General features: G+C 71.1%; 11 protein-coding genes. 2 read left to right on the top strand and 9 right to left on the bottom strand.

Going from position 1 to position 16541, the window contains the following annotated elements:
- Positions 1-4: 4 nt before the first annotated feature.
- Positions 5-1054, bottom strand: a complete 1050-nt coding sequence (locus RBXJA2T_RS04460) for an ABC transporter substrate-binding protein (RefSeq protein ID WP_009856129.1) — start codon at positions 1052-1054, stop codon at positions 5-7.
- 242 nt (positions 1055-1296) lie between these two features.
- Between RBXJA2T_RS04460 and uvrA the strand changes: the two genes are divergently transcribed.
- Positions 1297-7047, top strand: a complete 5751-nt coding sequence (gene uvrA / locus RBXJA2T_RS04455) for an excinuclease ABC subunit UvrA (RefSeq protein WP_009856128.1) — start codon at positions 1297-1299, stop codon at positions 7045-7047.
- On the opposite strand, the gene msrQ is transcribed toward uvrA, so the two are convergent.
- The 3 genes from msrQ to RBXJA2T_RS04440 form a co-directional block, all read right to left on the bottom strand.
- Entirely contained in the window at positions 7044-7670 is a 627-nt protein-coding gene (gene msrQ, locus RBXJA2T_RS04450) for a protein-methionine-sulfoxide reductase heme-binding subunit MsrQ (protein ID WP_009856127.1), read from the bottom strand. The genes uvrA and msrQ overlap by 4 nt on opposite strands.
- A 2-nt stretch (positions 7671-7672) precedes the next feature.
- Entirely contained in the window at positions 7673-8644 is a 972-nt protein-coding gene (gene msrP / locus RBXJA2T_RS04445; RefSeq protein ID WP_009856126.1) for a protein-methionine-sulfoxide reductase catalytic subunit MsrP, read from the bottom strand.
- Between the two features lie 155 nt (positions 8645-8799).
- Positions 8800-9411, bottom strand: a complete 612-nt coding sequence (locus RBXJA2T_RS04440; protein ID WP_009856125.1) for a c-type cytochrome — start codon at positions 9409-9411, stop codon at positions 8800-8802.
- 61 nt (positions 9412-9472) lie between these two features.
- Between RBXJA2T_RS04440 and yihA the strand changes: the two genes are divergently transcribed.
- Entirely contained in the window at positions 9473-10153 is a 681-nt protein-coding gene (gene yihA / locus RBXJA2T_RS04435) for a ribosome biogenesis GTP-binding protein YihA/YsxC (RefSeq protein WP_029718548.1), read from the top strand.
- On the opposite strand, the gene RBXJA2T_RS04430 is transcribed toward yihA, so the two are convergent.
- The 5 genes from RBXJA2T_RS04430 to RBXJA2T_RS04410 form a co-directional block, all read right to left on the bottom strand.
- Entirely contained in the window at positions 10150-11751 is a 1602-nt protein-coding gene (locus tag RBXJA2T_RS04430; protein WP_009856123.1) for a DUF1631 family protein, read from the bottom strand. The two genes, yihA and RBXJA2T_RS04430, sit on opposite strands and share 4 nt — an antisense overlap.
- A gap of 127 nt (positions 11752-11878) precedes the next feature.
- Positions 11879-13525, bottom strand: coding sequence for a chaperonin GroEL (gene groL / locus RBXJA2T_RS04425; protein ID WP_029718547.1), 1647 nt, complete (start codon positions 13523-13525; stop codon positions 11879-11881).
- 32 nt (positions 13526-13557) lie between these two features.
- On the bottom strand, positions 13558-13848 hold the full coding sequence (groES, locus tag RBXJA2T_RS04420) for a co-chaperone GroES (RefSeq protein ID WP_009856121.1): 291 nt from the start codon (positions 13846-13848) through the stop codon (positions 13558-13560).
- Between the two features lie 242 nt (positions 13849-14090).
- Positions 14091-15872, bottom strand: a complete 1782-nt coding sequence (gene nifA, locus RBXJA2T_RS04415) for a nif-specific transcriptional activator NifA (RefSeq protein WP_009856120.1) — start codon at positions 15870-15872, stop codon at positions 14091-14093.
- 210 nt (positions 15873-16082) lie between these two features.
- Positions 16083-16538, bottom strand: coding sequence for a ferritin-like domain-containing protein (locus tag RBXJA2T_RS04410; RefSeq protein WP_009856119.1), 456 nt, complete (start codon positions 16536-16538; stop codon positions 16083-16085).
- Positions 16539-16541: the final 3 nt, after the last annotated feature.

Here is a 16541-nt window from a genome sequence, read left to right as displayed (position 1 = left end):
GGCCTCAGCGGCGGTAGTAGCCGCCGCTGATGATCGACAGCTCGGTGAAGTTCAGCCCCGAGTGGTCGTTCGGGCCGTAGCTCAGCTCCAGGCCGCCGAGATCGACGTTGCGCAGGCCCTCCAGGGCCTGGCGCAGCGTCTGGCGCGTCGGGTTCGGCCCGGCGCGGCGCAGGCCCTCGACCAGCACCTTGGCGCCGGCGAAGCCCTCGATCATCGCCGGCGTCAGCTCGGCGATGCCGGCGGCGCGCGCCAGCTCGCTGGCCTCGCGCACCAGCGTCGTCGACAGCGCCCGCTCGCTGGGGAAGACCTGGGTCACGATCGTGCCGTTGGCGTGTTCGCCCAGCGCCTTGATGAAGCCGCTGGAGGCGTTGTTCGACAGCGTGCCGATCTGCGCCAGCGAGCCGGCGGCGCGCAGCGCCTGGGTGCCCTCGACGACGGCGTCGGCGGTGCCGATGAAGACCACCGCCTGCGCGTCGCCCGCCTTGGCCTTCTGCACGACCGAGGTGAACACCGGCTTGGCGCGGTCGTAGCTCTCGACGAACAGCGGCTTGATCTTCGTGTTCTCGAAGCCGCGCAGCGCGCCGGCGGCGCCGTCCTCGCCGAACGAGTCGGCGACGTGCACGAGGCCGATGCGGCGCATGCCGATCGTCGCCAGGTGCTGCACCAGCTTCTCGGCCTCGCGCTGATAGGGCGCGCGCACGTTGAAGATCCACGGGTCCACCGGCTTGTGCAGCAGCATCGCGCCGGTCGACGGCGCGACCAGCGGCACCTCGTACTGCGCCAGCATGTGGCGCAGCGCCTCGGTGTGCGGCGTGCCGCGGGTCATGAACAGCGCCATCACCTGGCGCACCATGATCAGCCGCAGCGCGTTCTCGGCCGCGCGGGCGGGCTCGAAGCGGTCGTCCAGCGTGACCAGCTCGATGCGCTTGCCGCCGATGCCGCCGGTGGCGTTGACGCGGTCGAACCAGAGCCGGGCGCCGACCATGTTCTCGTTCGAGCCGGCGGCGGCCGGGCCGGTGAGGCCGGTCGTCTGCCCCACCACGATCTGCGCCATGGCGGCGGTGCTCGTCACGATGCCGAGGCAGAGGACGGCGGCGAGTCGCCGGAGTTCACGCATGACGGACGGCGCTGGAGGTTGCGAAGCCGTCGAGGATAGCGAAGCGTCTTCGTTCTAGGGGGGCGCCGCGGCCCCAACAGTTCACACCCGGCGCGCTCTCGTGCAAGGCGGGGGTGTCCGGCAGGCGTCGCGGTCGACTCCTAGAATGACCGGTTCGCCTTTCCGCCGAGCCCTCCAAGATGTCGTCCGGCTCCATCCGCATCCGCGGCGCCCGCCAGCACAACCTCCAGAACCTCGACCTGGACATCCACACCGGCGAGTTGACGGTGGTGACCGGCCCCAGCGGCTCGGGCAAGTCCAGCCTGGTCTTCGACACGCTGTACGCCGAAGGCCAGCGCCGCTACGTCGAGACCTTCAGCGCCTACGCGCGCCAGTTCCTGGACCGCATGGACCGCCCGGCGGTCGACCGCGTCGACGGCGTGCCGCCGGCGATCGCCATCGACCAGACCAACCCGGTGCGCACCAGCCGCAGCACGGTCGGCACGATGACCGAGCTGAACGACCACCTGAAGCTGCTGTACGCACGCGCGGCCCAGCTCTTCGACCGCCAGACCGCGCTGCCGGTGCGCCACGACACGCCGGAGACCATCCACGACGACCTCGCCGCGCGCGCCGCCGCCGCCGGCGACCCGCGCCTCGTGTTCAGCTTCCCGGTCGAGCTGCCGGCCGACACGACGCCCGAGCAGCAGGAGCAGTGGCTGTCGGCGGCCGGCTTCACGCGCGTTCAGGGCGAACGGGTCGCGGGCGACCGCAAGATCCTCGACGTCGTCGCCGACCGCTTCCGTTTCGCCGGCGCCGAACGGGCGCGCGTGATGGAGGCCATCGAGCTCGCGCTCAAGCGCGGCGGCGGCCGGCTCACGGTGCACGTCGGTGACGACGGCACGACCTGGAAGTACAGCACCGGGCTGCACTGCCCCGAGAGCGACATCCGCTACGCCGAGCCGCAGCCGGCGATGTTCAGCTTCAACTCGGCTTACGGCGCCTGCGACACCTGCCGCGGTTTCGGCCGTGTCATCGGCGTCGACTTCGGCCTCGTCATCCCCGACGGGCGCAAGACGCTGCGCAACGGCGCCATCAAGCCGCTGCAGACGCCGGCCTGGGCCGAGTGCCAGGACGACCTGATCCAGTACGCCGGCGAGGCCGGCATCCCGCGCGACACCGCCTGGAACCAGCTGACCCCGGCGCAGCGCGACTGGGTCATCGAAGGCTCGCCGCACTGGACCGGCAACTGGAACAAGCAGTGGTACGGCATCCGCCGCTTCTTCGGCTACCTGGAGAGCAAGGCGTACAAGATGCACATCCGCGTGCTCTTGTCCAAGTACCGCAGCTACACGCCGTGCACGGCCTGCGGCGGCGCGCGGCTGAAGCTCGAGCCGCTGCTGTGGCGCCTGGGCACGAAGGCCGACGCCGACGCGGTGCTGCCGCCGTCGCAGCGTTACCTGCCCGTCGGCGTCGGCTGGAGCCGCGAGCAGCTCGAAGCGCTGCCGGGCCTGGGCCTGCACGACCTGATGCAGCTGTCGATCGAGCGTCTGCGGCGTTTCTTCGACGGCCTGACGCTGCCCGGCACGATGCTCGACGAGGCGCTGAAGCTGCTGCTCGACGAGGTGCGCACGCGGCTCAAGTACCTCGTCGACGTCGGCCTGGGTTATCTGACGCTGGACCGCCAGAGCCGCACGCTGTCGGGCGGCGAAGTCCAGCGCATCAACCTGACGACGGCGCTGGGCACCTCGCTGGTCAACACGATGTTCGTGCTCGACGAGCCGTCGATCGGCCTGCACCCCCGCGACATGGGGCGCATCGTCACCGCGATGCACCGTTTGCGCGACGCCGGCAACACGCTGGTCGTCGTCGAGCACGACCCGGCGGTGATGCTGGCCGCCGACCGCCTGATCGACATGGGGCCCGGCCCCGGCGAACGTGGCGGCCGCATCGTCTTCGACGGCACGCCCGACGCCGCGCGCGAGGCCGACACGCTGACCGGCGCCTACCTCGGCGGCCGGCGACAGGTCGGCATGGGCATCCGGCGTGCGGTCGGCGCCAGCACGCCGAAGCTGATCCTCGAAGGCGCGCGCCAGCACAACCTGAAGAACGTCAGCGTCGAGCTGCCGCTGCAGCGCCTGGTCGTCGTCACCGGCGTCAGCGGCTCGGGCAAGAGCACGCTGATCCAGGACGTGCTGCACCCGGCGCTGGCGCGCCACTTCGGCAAGGCCACCGAGGCCCCCGGCGAGCACGACCGGCTGCTCGGCGCCGACTGGCTCAGCGACGCCGTGTTCGTCGACCAGAGCCCGATCGGCAAGACCGCGCGCAGCAACCCGGCGAGCTACGTCGGCGCCTTCGACGAGCTGCGCAAGCTGTTCGCCGACGCACCGCTGGCGCGCGAGCGCGGCTACACCGCCGGCACCTTCAGCTTCAACGCCGGCGACGGCCGCTGCCCGACCTGCGGCGGCTCGGGTTTCGAGCACGTCGAGATGCAGTTCCTGTCCGACGTCTACCTGCGCTGCCCCGACTGCGACGGCCGCCGCTACCGCGCCGAGATCCTCGACGTGAAGCTGGTGCGCGGGCCCATGCAGCTGTCGATCGCCGACGTGCTGGACCTGACCGTCGCCGAGGCCGTGCACTGGTTCCAGCAGGACCGCGACGTGGTGCAGCGCCTGCAGCCCATCGTCGACGTCGGCCTGGACTACGTGCGCCTGGGCCAGCCGGTGCCGACGCTGTCGGGCGGCGAGGCGCAGCGGCTCAAGCTCGCCGGTTTCCTCGCCGAGGCCGCGGCCGGCAAGCGCCCGGCGGTGCCGGCCGGCGGCGGCAGCGCGGCCTGGGCCGGTGCCTTCGCCGACCGCGACACCCGCCTGGCGCTGCGCCGCGGCACGCTGTTCCTGTTCGACGAGCCGACCACCGGCCTGCACTTCGACGACATCGCCAAGCTGATGCGCGCGATGCGCAAGCTGCTGGAGGCGGGGCACTCGCTGCTCGTCATCGAGCACAACCTCGACGTCATCCGCGCCGCCGACTGGATCGTCGACCTCGGCCCCGACGGCGGCGAAGCCGGCGGCGAGCTGGTCTGCGCCGGCACGCCCGAGGACCTGAAGGCGCACCCGCGCTCGCACACCGGCGTCGCGCTGCGCGAGTACGAGGCCGCGCTGGGCCTGGGTGTCGCGCGGGCCGCCGAACGCACGGCCGAGGGCCCGGACGGCACGCCGCTGCAGACGCTGGTGCGCGCCCGCCGCCGCGAGCGCCAGGCCGAGGACGACACGATCCGCATCGTCAACGCCAAGGAGCACAACCTCAAGAACCTGTCGGTGGACATCCCGCGCGGCAAGTTCAACGTCGTCACCGGCGTCAGCGGCTCGGGCAAGAGCACGCTGGCCTTCGACATCCTGTTCAACGAAGGCCAGCGGCGTTACCTGGAGAGCCTGAATGCCTACGCGCGCAGCATCGTGCAGCCGGCCGGACGGCCCGAGGTCGACGCCGTCTGGGGCATCCCGCCGACGGTGGCCATCGAGCAGCGCCTGTCGCGCGGCGGCCGCAAGAGCACGGTGGCGACGACCACCGAGCTGTGGCACTTCCTGCGCCTGCTGTGGGTGAAGCTGGGGCTGCAGCACTGCGTCAAGGACGGCGCGCCGGTGCGCGCGCAGAGCACCGAGAGCATCGCCGCGCAGCTGCTGCGCGACCACCGCGGCCAGCACGTCGGGCTGCTGGCGCCGCTGGTCGTCAACCGCAAGGGCCTCTACACCGACCTCGCGAAGTGGGCCTCGGCGCGTGGCCACACGCATCTGCGTGTCGACGGCGAGTTCGTGCCGGTGTCGCCGTTCCCGCGCCTGGACCGCTTCAAGGAGCACACGATCGAGCTGCCGGTCGGCGATCTGGTCGTCGACCCGGCCGGCGAAGCCGAGCTGCGCACGCTGCTGGCCAAGGCGCTGGAGCTGGGCAAGGGCGTGCTGCACCTGCTGCACCCGCTGGATGGCCTGGCCGCGGCGATGGACGGCGGCGGCAATGGCCGCGGCATCGGCGAGCTGAAGGTCTTCTCGACCAAACGCGCCTGCCCGGTCTGCGGCACCAGCTACCCCGAGCTGGACCCGCGCATGTTCAGCTACAACAGCAAGCACGGCTGGTGCACGCGCTGCGTCGGCACCGGCCTGGCGCTGACACGCGAGCAGCGCAAGGCCTTCGACGACTCGGTGCGCGACGACAGCGACAAGGGCCGCGAGCAGAGTTTCCCGTCCGAGGAGCCCGAGGTCGAGGGCCTGGCCGACCAGCCCTGCCCGGAATGCCACGGCGCGCGCCTGAACCCGGCGGCGCTGGCGGTGACCTTCGACGACGAGTCGATCGGCGCCATCGCCCGGCTGTCGGTGCGCGAGACGCGCGCCTGGGTCGAGGCGCTGGATCTCACCGGCCGCGACGCCGAGATCGCGCGCGACATCGTCACCGAGATCCGCAGCCGGCTGCAGTTCCTCGAGGACGTCGGCCTGGGCTACCTGACGCTGGACCGTGCGGCGCCGACGCTGTCGGGCGGCGAGGCGCAGCGCATCCGCCTGGCGGCGCAGCTCGGCAGCAACCTGCAGGGCGTCTGCTACGTGCTCGACGAGCCGACGATCGGCCTGCACCCGCGCGACAACCGCATCCTGCTCGACGCGCTGCACAAGCTCGGCGACCAGGGCAACACGCTGGTCGTCGTCGAGCACGACGAGGACACGATCCGGCGCGCCGAGCACATCATCGACATCGGCCCGAGCGCCGGCGTGCGCGGCGGCCGCCTCGTCGCCCAGGGCTCGGTGGCCGACCTGTCGGCGGCGCCCGATTCGCTGACCGGGCGTTTCCTCGCCACGCCGCCGAAGCATCCGCTGCAGCCGCGCCGCCCGGTCGAGGCCGACGCCCCGGCGCTGCGGCTCACCGGCGCGTCGCTGCACAACCTGAAGAACGTCGACGTCACGGTGCCGCTGAAGCGTCTGGTCGCCGTCACCGGCGTCAGCGGCTCGGGCAAGAGCACGCTGGCGCGCGACGTGCTGCTGGCCAGCGTGCAGGCCGCGGTGACGCAGAAGTCGACCAAGGCCGGGCGCGACGCGATGCTGGCCAATGGCTTCCACGGCCTCGTCGGCTGCAGCGGGCTGACCGGTTTCGAGCCGGTCGACCGCGTGCTCGAGGTCGACCAGACGCCGATCGGCAAGACGCCGCGCTCCTGCCCGGCGACCTACATCGGCTTCTGGGACGCGATCCGCAAGCTCTTCGCCGAGACGCTGGAAGCCAAGGCGCGCGGCTACGCCGCCAACCGCTTCAGCTTCAACACCGGCGACGGGCGCTGCCCGGCCTGCGAAGGCCAGGGCATGCGCACGATCGAGATGAGCTTCCTGCCCGACGTGAAGGTGCCCTGCGACGTCTGCCACGGCGCCCGCTTCAACGCCGAGACGCTGGCCGTCACCTGGCGCGGCAAGAGCATCGGCGACGTGCTGCGCATGGAGGTCGACGAGGCCGTCGGCTTCTTCGCCAGCATGCCGGCGATCGCGCACCCGCTGCAGCTGCTGAAGGACGTCGGCCTGGGCTATCTGACGCTGGGCCAGCCGAGCCCGACGCTGTCCGGCGGCGAGGCGCAGCGCATCAAGCTCGTCACCGAGCTGTCCAAGGTGCGTGACGACGTCACGCGGCGCGGCAACCGATTGCCGCACACGCTGTACGTGCTCGACGAGCCGACGGTCGGCCTGCACATGGCCGACGTCGAACGCCTGGCGCGTGTGCTGCACCGGCTGGTCGACGCCGGCCACAGCGTCGTCGTCATCGAGCACGACCTCGACGTCATCGCCGAGGCCGACTGGATCCTCGACCTCGGCCCCGAAGGCGGCGGCGAGGGCGGCCGCGTGGTGGCCGCCGGCACGCCGGAGCAGGTGGTGGCCGCCGGCACGCACACCGGGCGCGCGCTGGCGCCGGTGCTGGCGCGCTAAGGCAGCGCCGGGCGCGGCGCCGGCCGCAGCCGGCGCCAGACACGCCAGCCGAGCAGCACGCCGAGGATCGCGGCATAAACCGCGACCTCGGCGTAATCGTGTTTGCCCGAGCGCATCCAGAAGAAGTGCAGCAACGCCAGCCCGGCGGTCGCGTAGACGGCGCGGTGCAGCAACTGCCAGCGCCGCCCGCCCAGCGCCTTGATCGCCGCATTGAACGAGGTCGCGGCCAGTGGCAGCATCGTCAGCAGCGCCGCCGTGCCGACGAGGATGAACGGGCGTTTGGCGATGTCCTGCACGATGGCGCCGACGTCGAGGCCCATGTCCAGCCAGGCGAAGCACAGGAAGTGCACGACGCCGTAGAAGAAGGTGAAGAGCCCCAGCAAACGCCGCAGCCGCGCCAGCGCGTGCCAGCCGGTGGCCTGGCGCAGCGGCGTCACGGCCAGCGTCAGGCACAGGAAACGCAGTGTCCAGTCGCCTGTGGCGCGGATCAGCGCCTCGGCCGGGTTGGCGCCCAGCGTGTTCGCGACGGCGCCCCAGACCAGCCACGCCGCCGGCAGCAGCGCGAGCACGAAGACGATCGGCTTGGCTGCCGGCGAGGCCAGCAGCTGGTTCGGCGCGGACACGCTCAGTAGTTCTTCTTCAGGTCCAGCCCGGCGTAGAGCTGGCCGACCTGCGGCTCGTAGCCGTTGAACATCAGCGTCGGCCGGCGCTTGGCGAACAGGCCTTCGCCGATGCGGCGTTCCGTGGCCTGGCTCCAGCGCGGATGGTCAACCGTCGGGTTGACGTTGGCGTAGAAGCCGTACTCCTGCGGCGCCGTGCGCTGCCAGGCGCTGCGCGGCGGCTGCTCGACGAAGCGGATCGCGACCAGGCTCTTGGCCGACTTGAAGCCGTACTTCCAGGGCACGACCAGGCGCAGCGGCGCGCCGTTCTGCGGCGGCAGCAGCTCGCCGTAGAGGCCGAAGGCGAGCAACGCGAGCGGGTGCATCGCCTCGTCCAGGCGCAGCCCCTCGACGTAGGGCCAGGGGATGATGTTCGAACGCAGCCCGGGCATCTGTCTCGCGTCCGCCAGCGTTTCGAACTGCACGTAGCGTGCGCTGCCCAGCGGCTCGACGCGGCGGATCAGCTCGACCAGCGAATAGCCGACCCAGGGGATGACCATCGACCAGCCTTCGACGCAGCGCAGGCGGTAGATGCGCTCTTCCATCGGCGCGAGCTTCAGCAGCGTGTCCAGGTCCCAGCGGCCGGGTTTCTTCACGAGGCCGTCGACGACGACGGTCCAGGGCCGGGTCTGCAGCTTCTGCGCGCGCAGCGCCGGGTCGGCCTTGTCGGTGCCGAACTCGTAGAAGTTGTTGTAGCTCGTGACGTCGCCGTAGGCCGTCGGCGCTTCCATCGTCGCCGCGCCCGGCACCGCGCTGCGTGCGCCGGGCAGCGCGTCGCGTTGGCCCGGCCGCGCGGTCGCGGCCAGCGCCGGCAGCGCCGCGGCCGCCGCACCTGCGGCCAGGCCCTGGATCAGCGTGCGCCGCTGGCGCCAGACTTCGCGCGGGGTGATCTCGCTGGCCAGCGGGTGCACGTGGCCGCGGTCCTTCAGGTACAGCATCGGGAACTCGGGGAAAGACGACGGCGCAAGGTAGCGCAAAGCGCTTCGGCGCGTCGGCCGTGCCCGCAGATCACGGGTCTGCCGTGGGGCATGGCGCACACCAAACAAAACGGGCCGGCGAATGGCCGGCCCGTCGTGATGGGTGCTGCGTGCGGTCAGTGCAGGCCGGCGATGTAGTCGGCCACGGCCTTGATCTCGGCGTCGCTCAGCTTGGCGGCGATGGCCGTCATCTGGGCGCTGTTGTTGCGTTCGCCGGAACGGAAGGTGTTGAGCTGCGCCGTCGTGTACTCGACGTGCTGGCCGCCCAGGCGCGGGTACTGCGCCGGGATGCCGGCGCCGTTCGGGCTGTGGCAGCCCGAGCAGGCCGGGACCTTCTTCGAGGCGATGCCGCCGCGGAAGATGGCCTGACCCAGGGCGATCGTCTCCTTGGAGGTCGCTTCACCCTTGACCGGCGGCTTCGAGGCGAAGAACGCGGCGACGTTGACCATGTCTTCCGGGCTCAGCGGCGCGGCCATGCCCATCATGATCGGGTTCATGCGCTTGCCGGCCTTGAACTCGGTGAGCTGCTTGACGATGTAGGCCTGGTGCTGGCCCTGCAGGATCGGGTAGATCGGGATCCCGCGCGTGCCGTCTGCCGAGTGGCAGGCCATGCAGGTGGCCGCCGTGATCTGGCCCTTGGCGAGATCCGGCTTGGCGGGCTTCGCTTCCTGGGCGAAGGCGGTGCCGGCAGCGAGCGCGGCGATGGTCAGGGCGACGGCGAACTTCATGCGGCGGGGGCCTCGGTCGGCAGGTGTTCGGGTGTCAAACCGCAGGATTTTACAATGCCCCATGACGTCTACCTTTCGAGATGTGCCCAGCGATGCCGAAAAGTCGGCTTTGGCCTGGGCGCACACGGCGCGATTCCTCACGACGGCGAGCCGCCTGGACCAGTTGCCGCAGGGCGAACTGCCGGAGATCGCCTTCGTCGGACGCAGCAATGCCGGCAAGTCCACGGCGATCAACACGCTCGCGCAGCAACGGCGCCTGGCCTTCGCGTCGCGAACGCCGGGGCGCACGCAGCACATCAACCTCTTCGAGGTCGGGCCGAAGGACGCGCCGGATGCCTTGTTCGCCGACCTGCCCGGCTACGGCTACGCCGCCGTCGAGCGCAGCGCCAAGCTGCGTTGGCAGGAGGTGATGGCGCAGTACCTCGAACTGCGGCGTGCGCTGCACGGCGTGGTGCTGATGATCGACTCGCGGCTGGGCTTCACCGACCTCGACCGCCGGCTGCTGGCGCTGATCGCGCCGCGGGTGGCCAACGGCGAGGTGCGGCTGCTGGCGGTGCTGACCAAGTGCGACAAGCTGAACCGGCGCGAGGCCGACGCCGCGCTCGCCGGGGCGCAGCAGGTGCTGGCCGAGATCGCCACCGAGAGCGCCGAGATCGGCGTCGCGCAGTTCTCGGCGCTGTCGCGTCGCGGCCTGGGCGATGTCGCGACGACGCTGCGCGGCTGGATCGCGCCTGCGGCCTAGCCGAGGTTGATCGTCCGGCGCATCACGCGCTTGGCGGCCGAGCGCACCAGTGATCGCGGCTTCAGCGTGCCGAGCAGGCGCTCGGCATGCAGCGTCTGCATCGCGCGCCGGCGCACGGCCCAGGTCTCGCTGCTGCCGGCGTCGCCGAGCAGCCAGAGCTCGCCCAGTTCGCCGGGCCACAGGATCTGGGCCTTGACCCAGCGCCCCTGCAGAAAGATGTTGAGCCACTCGCCTGGGCGGCGCGCCAGCAGCCAGGCTTGCGCGTCCTGCGGCTCGCCGGGGCCGTCGGCCGGCATCAGCTCGGCGGGCACGGTATCGAGCTGGGCGATGTCCAGGGTGCCGCCCAGCGTCGACGGCGGCGCCATCGACGAGCACAGCCGCTCCTCCAGCCGCTGCAGCTCGGCGATCTGCGCCGCAGCCTCGGTGCAGCGGTGCGCGAAGCGGTGCTGCGCCTGATGCTGCAGGCGCTCGCTCGCCCACTCGAACAGCGGCGCCTGCGGCGCCGGGTCGGCGGCCAGGTGCTCGACCAGGCCCTGGGCGAAACGCAGGGTCTGCGTGCGCTCGGGGTCGCCCTGGGGCGGGAGCACGTCGCCGAGGAAAGCCAGGCCGTCGACGAAGCGCCACAGCGCGTGCGTCTCGTCTTCCAGCGTGCGCGGTTCACGCAGCACCAGCCGCGTGGCCACCGACTGCAGCCGCGAGAGCATCAGCGCGATGTCCTGCGACAGCCGGCGGTCGGACAGCATCGCGTCGAACAGGCCGGTCAGCAGCTCGACCGCACGGTGGTCGGCCGGTGAGGCGCCGGCGTCGGCACGTGTCGGCGTCACGGCGGGTTCGATCGCCAGCGTCGGGAAGTCGTTGCCTTCCAGGCTGAAACCGAGTTCGCTGGCCGGGGCGATCGCCGAACGGACGAGGTCGAGGCCGGCTCCGTGGCTGATCTCCGGGCCGCGCGTGCGCCGCGCGCCCGACGGCAGGATCATCGTGCGGTAGGCCGCCGGCGTGACGCCCTGGCTTTCCAGGCGCGACGACGAGGCCGCATAGGCGCGCCGCAGCGCGCTCGCCAGCGCCGGTGCGGCGTTGCGCGTGAACAGCAGATGGTGGCCGCGCGACAGCGGCAGCGCCTGCGCGGCGGCCCACAGCGCACGCGCGTGCTGGGCCGGGCCGAAGGGGTTGTGGTCGTGCGCCAGGTCCATGTCGCCGACCAGCGCCGCGGTGAAGGTCTGCAGCTCGCGCAGCTCGTACTCGGCGGTGCTGCGGATCAGCTCGATGACGTGCGAGATCTCGACGTCGATCGCCACCGAGTCCTCGTCGACCAGCGACAGCGTCGTCGGCAGGCCGCCGCCCTGGGCACCCGGCCCGCGTTCGGCGATCTGGCGCCGCAGCGAGCGCACGTAGTAGTCGCTGATCAGCTCGCGCTGCGTGCCGAGCGCATGCAGCACGTCGGCCGCCGAGGCGCGCGGCTGCGGCGCCAGCGTCGGCAGGCTCTGGCGCATGCGGTCGACCGTGCCGTCGACCAGCTGATCGACGAGCATGGGCATGCGCAGAAGTTCGTCGTCGACGAACTGCCGCAGCGCTGCCGAAACGGTCGTGGCGGAGGACATCAGCACTGATTATCGGACGCCGCAGCGCCGGCGGAAGGCCGGTAAAGCGCCCGGGATGCGGTTCAAAACGAAAAAACCCGCCTCCGGCGGAGGCGGGTTTTCGCTCGGCAGGCGTGCCGGGCCGGACTTACATGTCCATGCCCATGCCGCCCATGCCACCCATGCCGCCGCCGGCGGGCATCGGGGCTTCTTCCTTCGGCGCCTCGGCGACCATGCACTCGGTCGTCAGCATCAGGCTGGCGACGGAGGCGGCGTTCTGCAGCGCGGTGCGGGTCACCTTGGTCGGGTCCAGGATGCCCATCTCGATCATGTCGCCGTAGGTGTCGTTGGCGGCGTTGTAGCCGAAGTTGCCGGCGCCTTCGAGGACCTTGTTGATCACGACGCTGGGCTCGCCACCGGCGTTGGCCACGATCTCGCGCAGCGGCTGCTCGACGGCGCGCAGCACGATCTTGATGCCGGCGTCCTGGTCGTGGTTGTCGCCCTTCAGGCCAGCGGCCACGGCGGCGCGGGCGCGCAGCAGCGCGACACCACCACCGGCCACGATGCCTTCCTCGACGGCGGCACGGGTGGCGTGCAGCGCGTCTTCGACACGGGCCTTCTTTTCCTTCATCTCGACTTCGGTGGCGGCACCGACCTTGATGACGGCCACGCCGCCGGCCAGCTTGGCCACGCGCTCTTGCAGCTTCTCGCGGTCGTAGTCGGAGGTCGCTTCCTCGATCTGGACGCGGATCTGCTTGACACGCGCCTCGATGTCGGCGGCCTTGCCGGCGCCGTCGATGATCGTGGTGTTTTCCTTGGCGACTTCGACGCGCTTGGCTTGGCCCAGGTCGGCCAGCGTGGCCTTCTCGAGCGTCAGGCCGACTTCCTCGGCGATGACCTTGCCGCCCGTCAGGATGGCGATGTCCTCGAGCATGGCCTTGCGGCGGTCACCGAAGCCCGGGGCCTTGACGGCGACGACCTTCAGGATGCCGCGGATCGTGTTGACCACCAGGGTGGCCAGCGCTTCGCCTTCGACTTCCTCGGCGATGATCAGCAGCGGGCGGCCCGCCTTGGCGACTTGCTCGAGGATCGGCAGCAGGTCACGGATGTTGCTGATCTTCTTGTCGAACAGCAGCACGAACGGGTTGTCGAGGACGGCAACCTGCTTTTCCGGGTTGTTGATGAAGTACGGCGACAGGTAGCCGCGGTCGAACTGCATGCCCTCGACGACGTCGAGTTCGTTGTTCAGGCTCTTGCCGTCTTCGACGGTGATGACGCCTTCCTTGCCGACCTTGTCCATCGCGTCGGCGATGATCTTGCCGATCGACTCGTCGCTGTTGGCGGAGATCGAGCCGACCTGGCCGATTTCCTTGCTCGTCGTCGTCGGCTTGGAGGCCTTCTTCAGCTCGTCCGTCAGGGCGGCGACGGCCTTGTCGATGCCGCGCTTCAGGTCCATCGGGTTCATGCCCGCGGCGACGAACTTCATGCCTTCGCGCACGATCGACTGCGCCAGCACGGTCGCGGTCGTGGTGCCGTCACCGGCGTTGTCGCTGGTCTTGGAAGCGACTTCCTTGACCATCTGCGCGCCCATGTTCTGGAGCTTGTCCTTGAGCTCGATCTCCTTGGCGACCGAGACACCGTCCTTGGTGACGGTGGGGGCGCCGAACGAGCGCTCGAGCACCACGTTGCGGCCCTTCGGGCCCAGGGTGACCTTGACGGCGTTGGCGAGAACGTTCACGCCTTCGACCATGCGGTGGCGCGCGTCAGCGCCGAAAACCACGTCCTTAGCAGCCATGTGCTACCTCTTCGAAATCTGGGGGGAGGGGATTACTTCTCGACGACGGCGAAGAGGTCTTCTTCGCGCATCACCAGCAGCTCGTCGCCGTCGACCTTGACGGTCTGGCCGCTGTACTTGCCGAACAGCACGCGGTCGCCGACCTTGATGTTCAGCGCGACGAAGTCGCCCTTGTCGTTGCGCTTGCCCGGGCCGACCGCCAGGACTTCACCCTGATCGGGCTTCTCGGCCGCGTTGTCGGGGATGACGATGCCGGAGGCGGTCTTGGTCTCGTTCTCGAGACGCTTGACGATCACGCGATCGTGCAGCGGACGAAGCTTCATTCACATCTCCTTGGGAGTCACGTTATGGCACTGGAGCGCCGCGCAGGCAGCGCTCGCTGACATGCGGCAACCGGGGGGCAGCGAATCTGCCTCGGTCGTTAGCACTCACCCGTGGCGAGTGCTAGCAAACGGATTATAGGGGTCGGTTCCCGGGCTTCAAGAGCCGGCCGGGCATCTCCCTATGCCGTGGCCGGCGGCCCGCGGCGCGGCACCGGCCGCCGGCCCGGGCGCGGCGGTGCGGCTCAGAGCTTGCGCACCTCGATGCGGTGCTTCTGCAGCGCGTAGCCGAGCTGGCGCGGCGTGATGCGCAGCAGCCGCGCGGCCTTGGCCTGCACCCAGCCGCACTGCTCCATGGCCCAGATCAGGCGGTCACGCTCGCCGTCGGGCGCCGGGCCGGCCAGGCGCGAGACCGGCGGCGGCAGCTGCTGTGTCGGGCCGATGCGCGTGACGCCGTCGGCCGCCGTCTCCGCCGCGCCGGCCTCGGCCAGCGGCGGGGCCGGCGCGGGGGCCGGCATCGACCACGACGACGCGTCGGCCGCCGCCGGCGAGGGCGCGTGGCCGTTCGCCGGTGGCGCCGCGTGGCCGTTGAAGCCGTGGGCGCCGGCCACGGCCGCCACGGCGTCGGCCTTGTCGAGGAAGTGCAGCGTCTGCGTCAGGCAGCGGTTGTTGCGGCAGGGGAAGGCGAGGTCGCGGATCAGGTCGCCCTGGACCATCGTCGCGGTGCGTTCGATGCAGTTCTCCAGCTCGCGCACGTTGCCCGGCCAGTAGCAGGCGGTCAGCACCTTCATCGCCTCCGGCGTGACCTTCAGCTGGCGCCGGTTCTCCTTGTTGAAACGGTCGATGAAGTGCGTGACCAGCGGCGGGATGTCGCTGCGGCGCTCGCGCAGCGGCGGCAGGAAGATCGAGACGACGTTGATGCGGTAGTACAGGTCGGCGCGGTACTCGCCGCGCTGCACCATCTTCTCGAGGTCGCGGTTGGTGGCGCAGATCAGGCGCACGTCGACCTTCACCGGCTTGCTGCCGCCGACACGCTCGAACTCGCGCTCCTGCAGCACGCGCAGCAGCTTGGCCTGGAAGCCGGGCGAGACGTCGCCGATCTCGTCGAGGAACAGCGTGCCGCCGTGGGCCAGCTCGAAACGGCCCTTGCGTTCGCCGACGGCGCCGGTGAAGGCGCCGCGTTCGTGGCCGAAGAGCTCGCTTTCCAGCAGCGACTCGGTCAGCGCCGCGCAGTTGACCTTGATGAACGGCGCGTCCTTGCGCGGCGACAGGAAGTGGATCGCGCGGGCGATCGCCTCCTTGCCGGTGCCGCTCTCGCCGCGCAGCAGCACCGTGGCACGCGACGGCGCGGCCTGGTGCACCTCGGTGAACACCTGCTGCATCGCACGCGATTCGCCGATGACGTTGTCCAGCGCCAGCCGGCCGCGCGGCTCGCGCGCCAGCGCCTTCTGCAGCCGCGTCGTCTCCTGCAGCAGGCGCGAATGCTCCTCGGCCACCGCCAGGTGCAGCGCCGCCGACTGCGCCAGCAGCGTCGCGACCATCGTCAGCAGGCGCTGGTCGTCGGTGAGGCGCGCGCCGTCTTCCATCTCGCGCTGCGCGGCGAGCACGCCGACCGTCGCGCGCTCGGTCTTCATCGGCACGACGATGAAGGCCAGGCGGCGGTCGTCGCGCGCGCCGAAGGCGCCGGTGCGGTCGAGGAACTCGGGCGAGTCCTGCACGTCGGGCACGACGGCGGCCATGCCGCTGGCGTAGACCCGGCCGATGACACCTTCGCCGCTGCGCCAGTGGCCACGCGCCGCCTGGTCGCGGTCCAGCCCGACCCAGCTGTGGATGCGCAGCAGATGGCCGCCGTCCTCGGCCGGCATCACGACCATCGCGCGCTGCAGCCCGAGCTGCGCCGACAGCGTGTTCAAGGCCACGCGGAAGGTGCGCTCGATGTCGAGCGACGCTCCCAGAACGCGGCAGACCTCGTAAACCGTGCTGAGCTGAACCTGATAGCGCTCGCTCAGCGCCGTGCGACTCGACATCACGCACCTCCTGCGTCTGACCGGCGGGCGAGACGGTGCGGCGGGCCACCTCGGGGCGCCCGGCGCATCGTTGGCGGGCATCGCCCGCCTTGCCGCCGCCGGTCTATGGTGTCAGTGCAAGAAGCACGCCGAATCGCGCCGACAGTCGAGGGAGGCCGACGGCGGCTTGAGGCAGCGCAAAGGGCCTGCCTGCAGAGCGCGGGGGGCGGGTCAGCGGGCCGCGGCGGCGGCGAGCTTCTCGAGCTCGGCGACGTGCTGCGCTTCCTCGGCGGCGAACTCGCCGGCGAGCGCACGCACCTCGGCGTCGGGGCTGATCGCCGCGATCGCGGCGTAGAAGGCGTGGCCGCGGCGCTCGCTGTCCAGCGCCAGCGCCAGCGCGTCGGTGGGGGCCATCATCGGGTCGACGCCGGCCCATTCGGCGGTTTCTGGCGGGATGCCGTCGGGCCACTCGAACTCGTCGGCCGACAACTCGGGCAGCGTGCGCCAGCCGGCGCGTGCCTGGGCCTCGGCCAGGTGCAGGCGCGAGAAGTGCGCCATGCGGGCGAAGAAGGCGCGCAGCTCGGCGTTGCCGTCGGTGGCCATCGAAGCCGCCAGGTCTTCGTAGCGCCGGGCCGCGTCGCGCTCCAGCGCGACGGCGTGGGCGAGGAATTTCTCGACGTCGTTCATCGC

This window comes from Rubrivivax benzoatilyticus JA2 = ATCC BAA-35 (assembly GCF_000190375.1).
Classification (GTDB): Bacteria; Pseudomonadota; Gammaproteobacteria; order Burkholderiales; family Burkholderiaceae_C; genus Rubrivivax; species Rubrivivax benzoatilyticus.
Note: the sequence above shows the minus strand (reverse complement) of the source record. Positions and strands in the feature narration are given on the sequence as shown.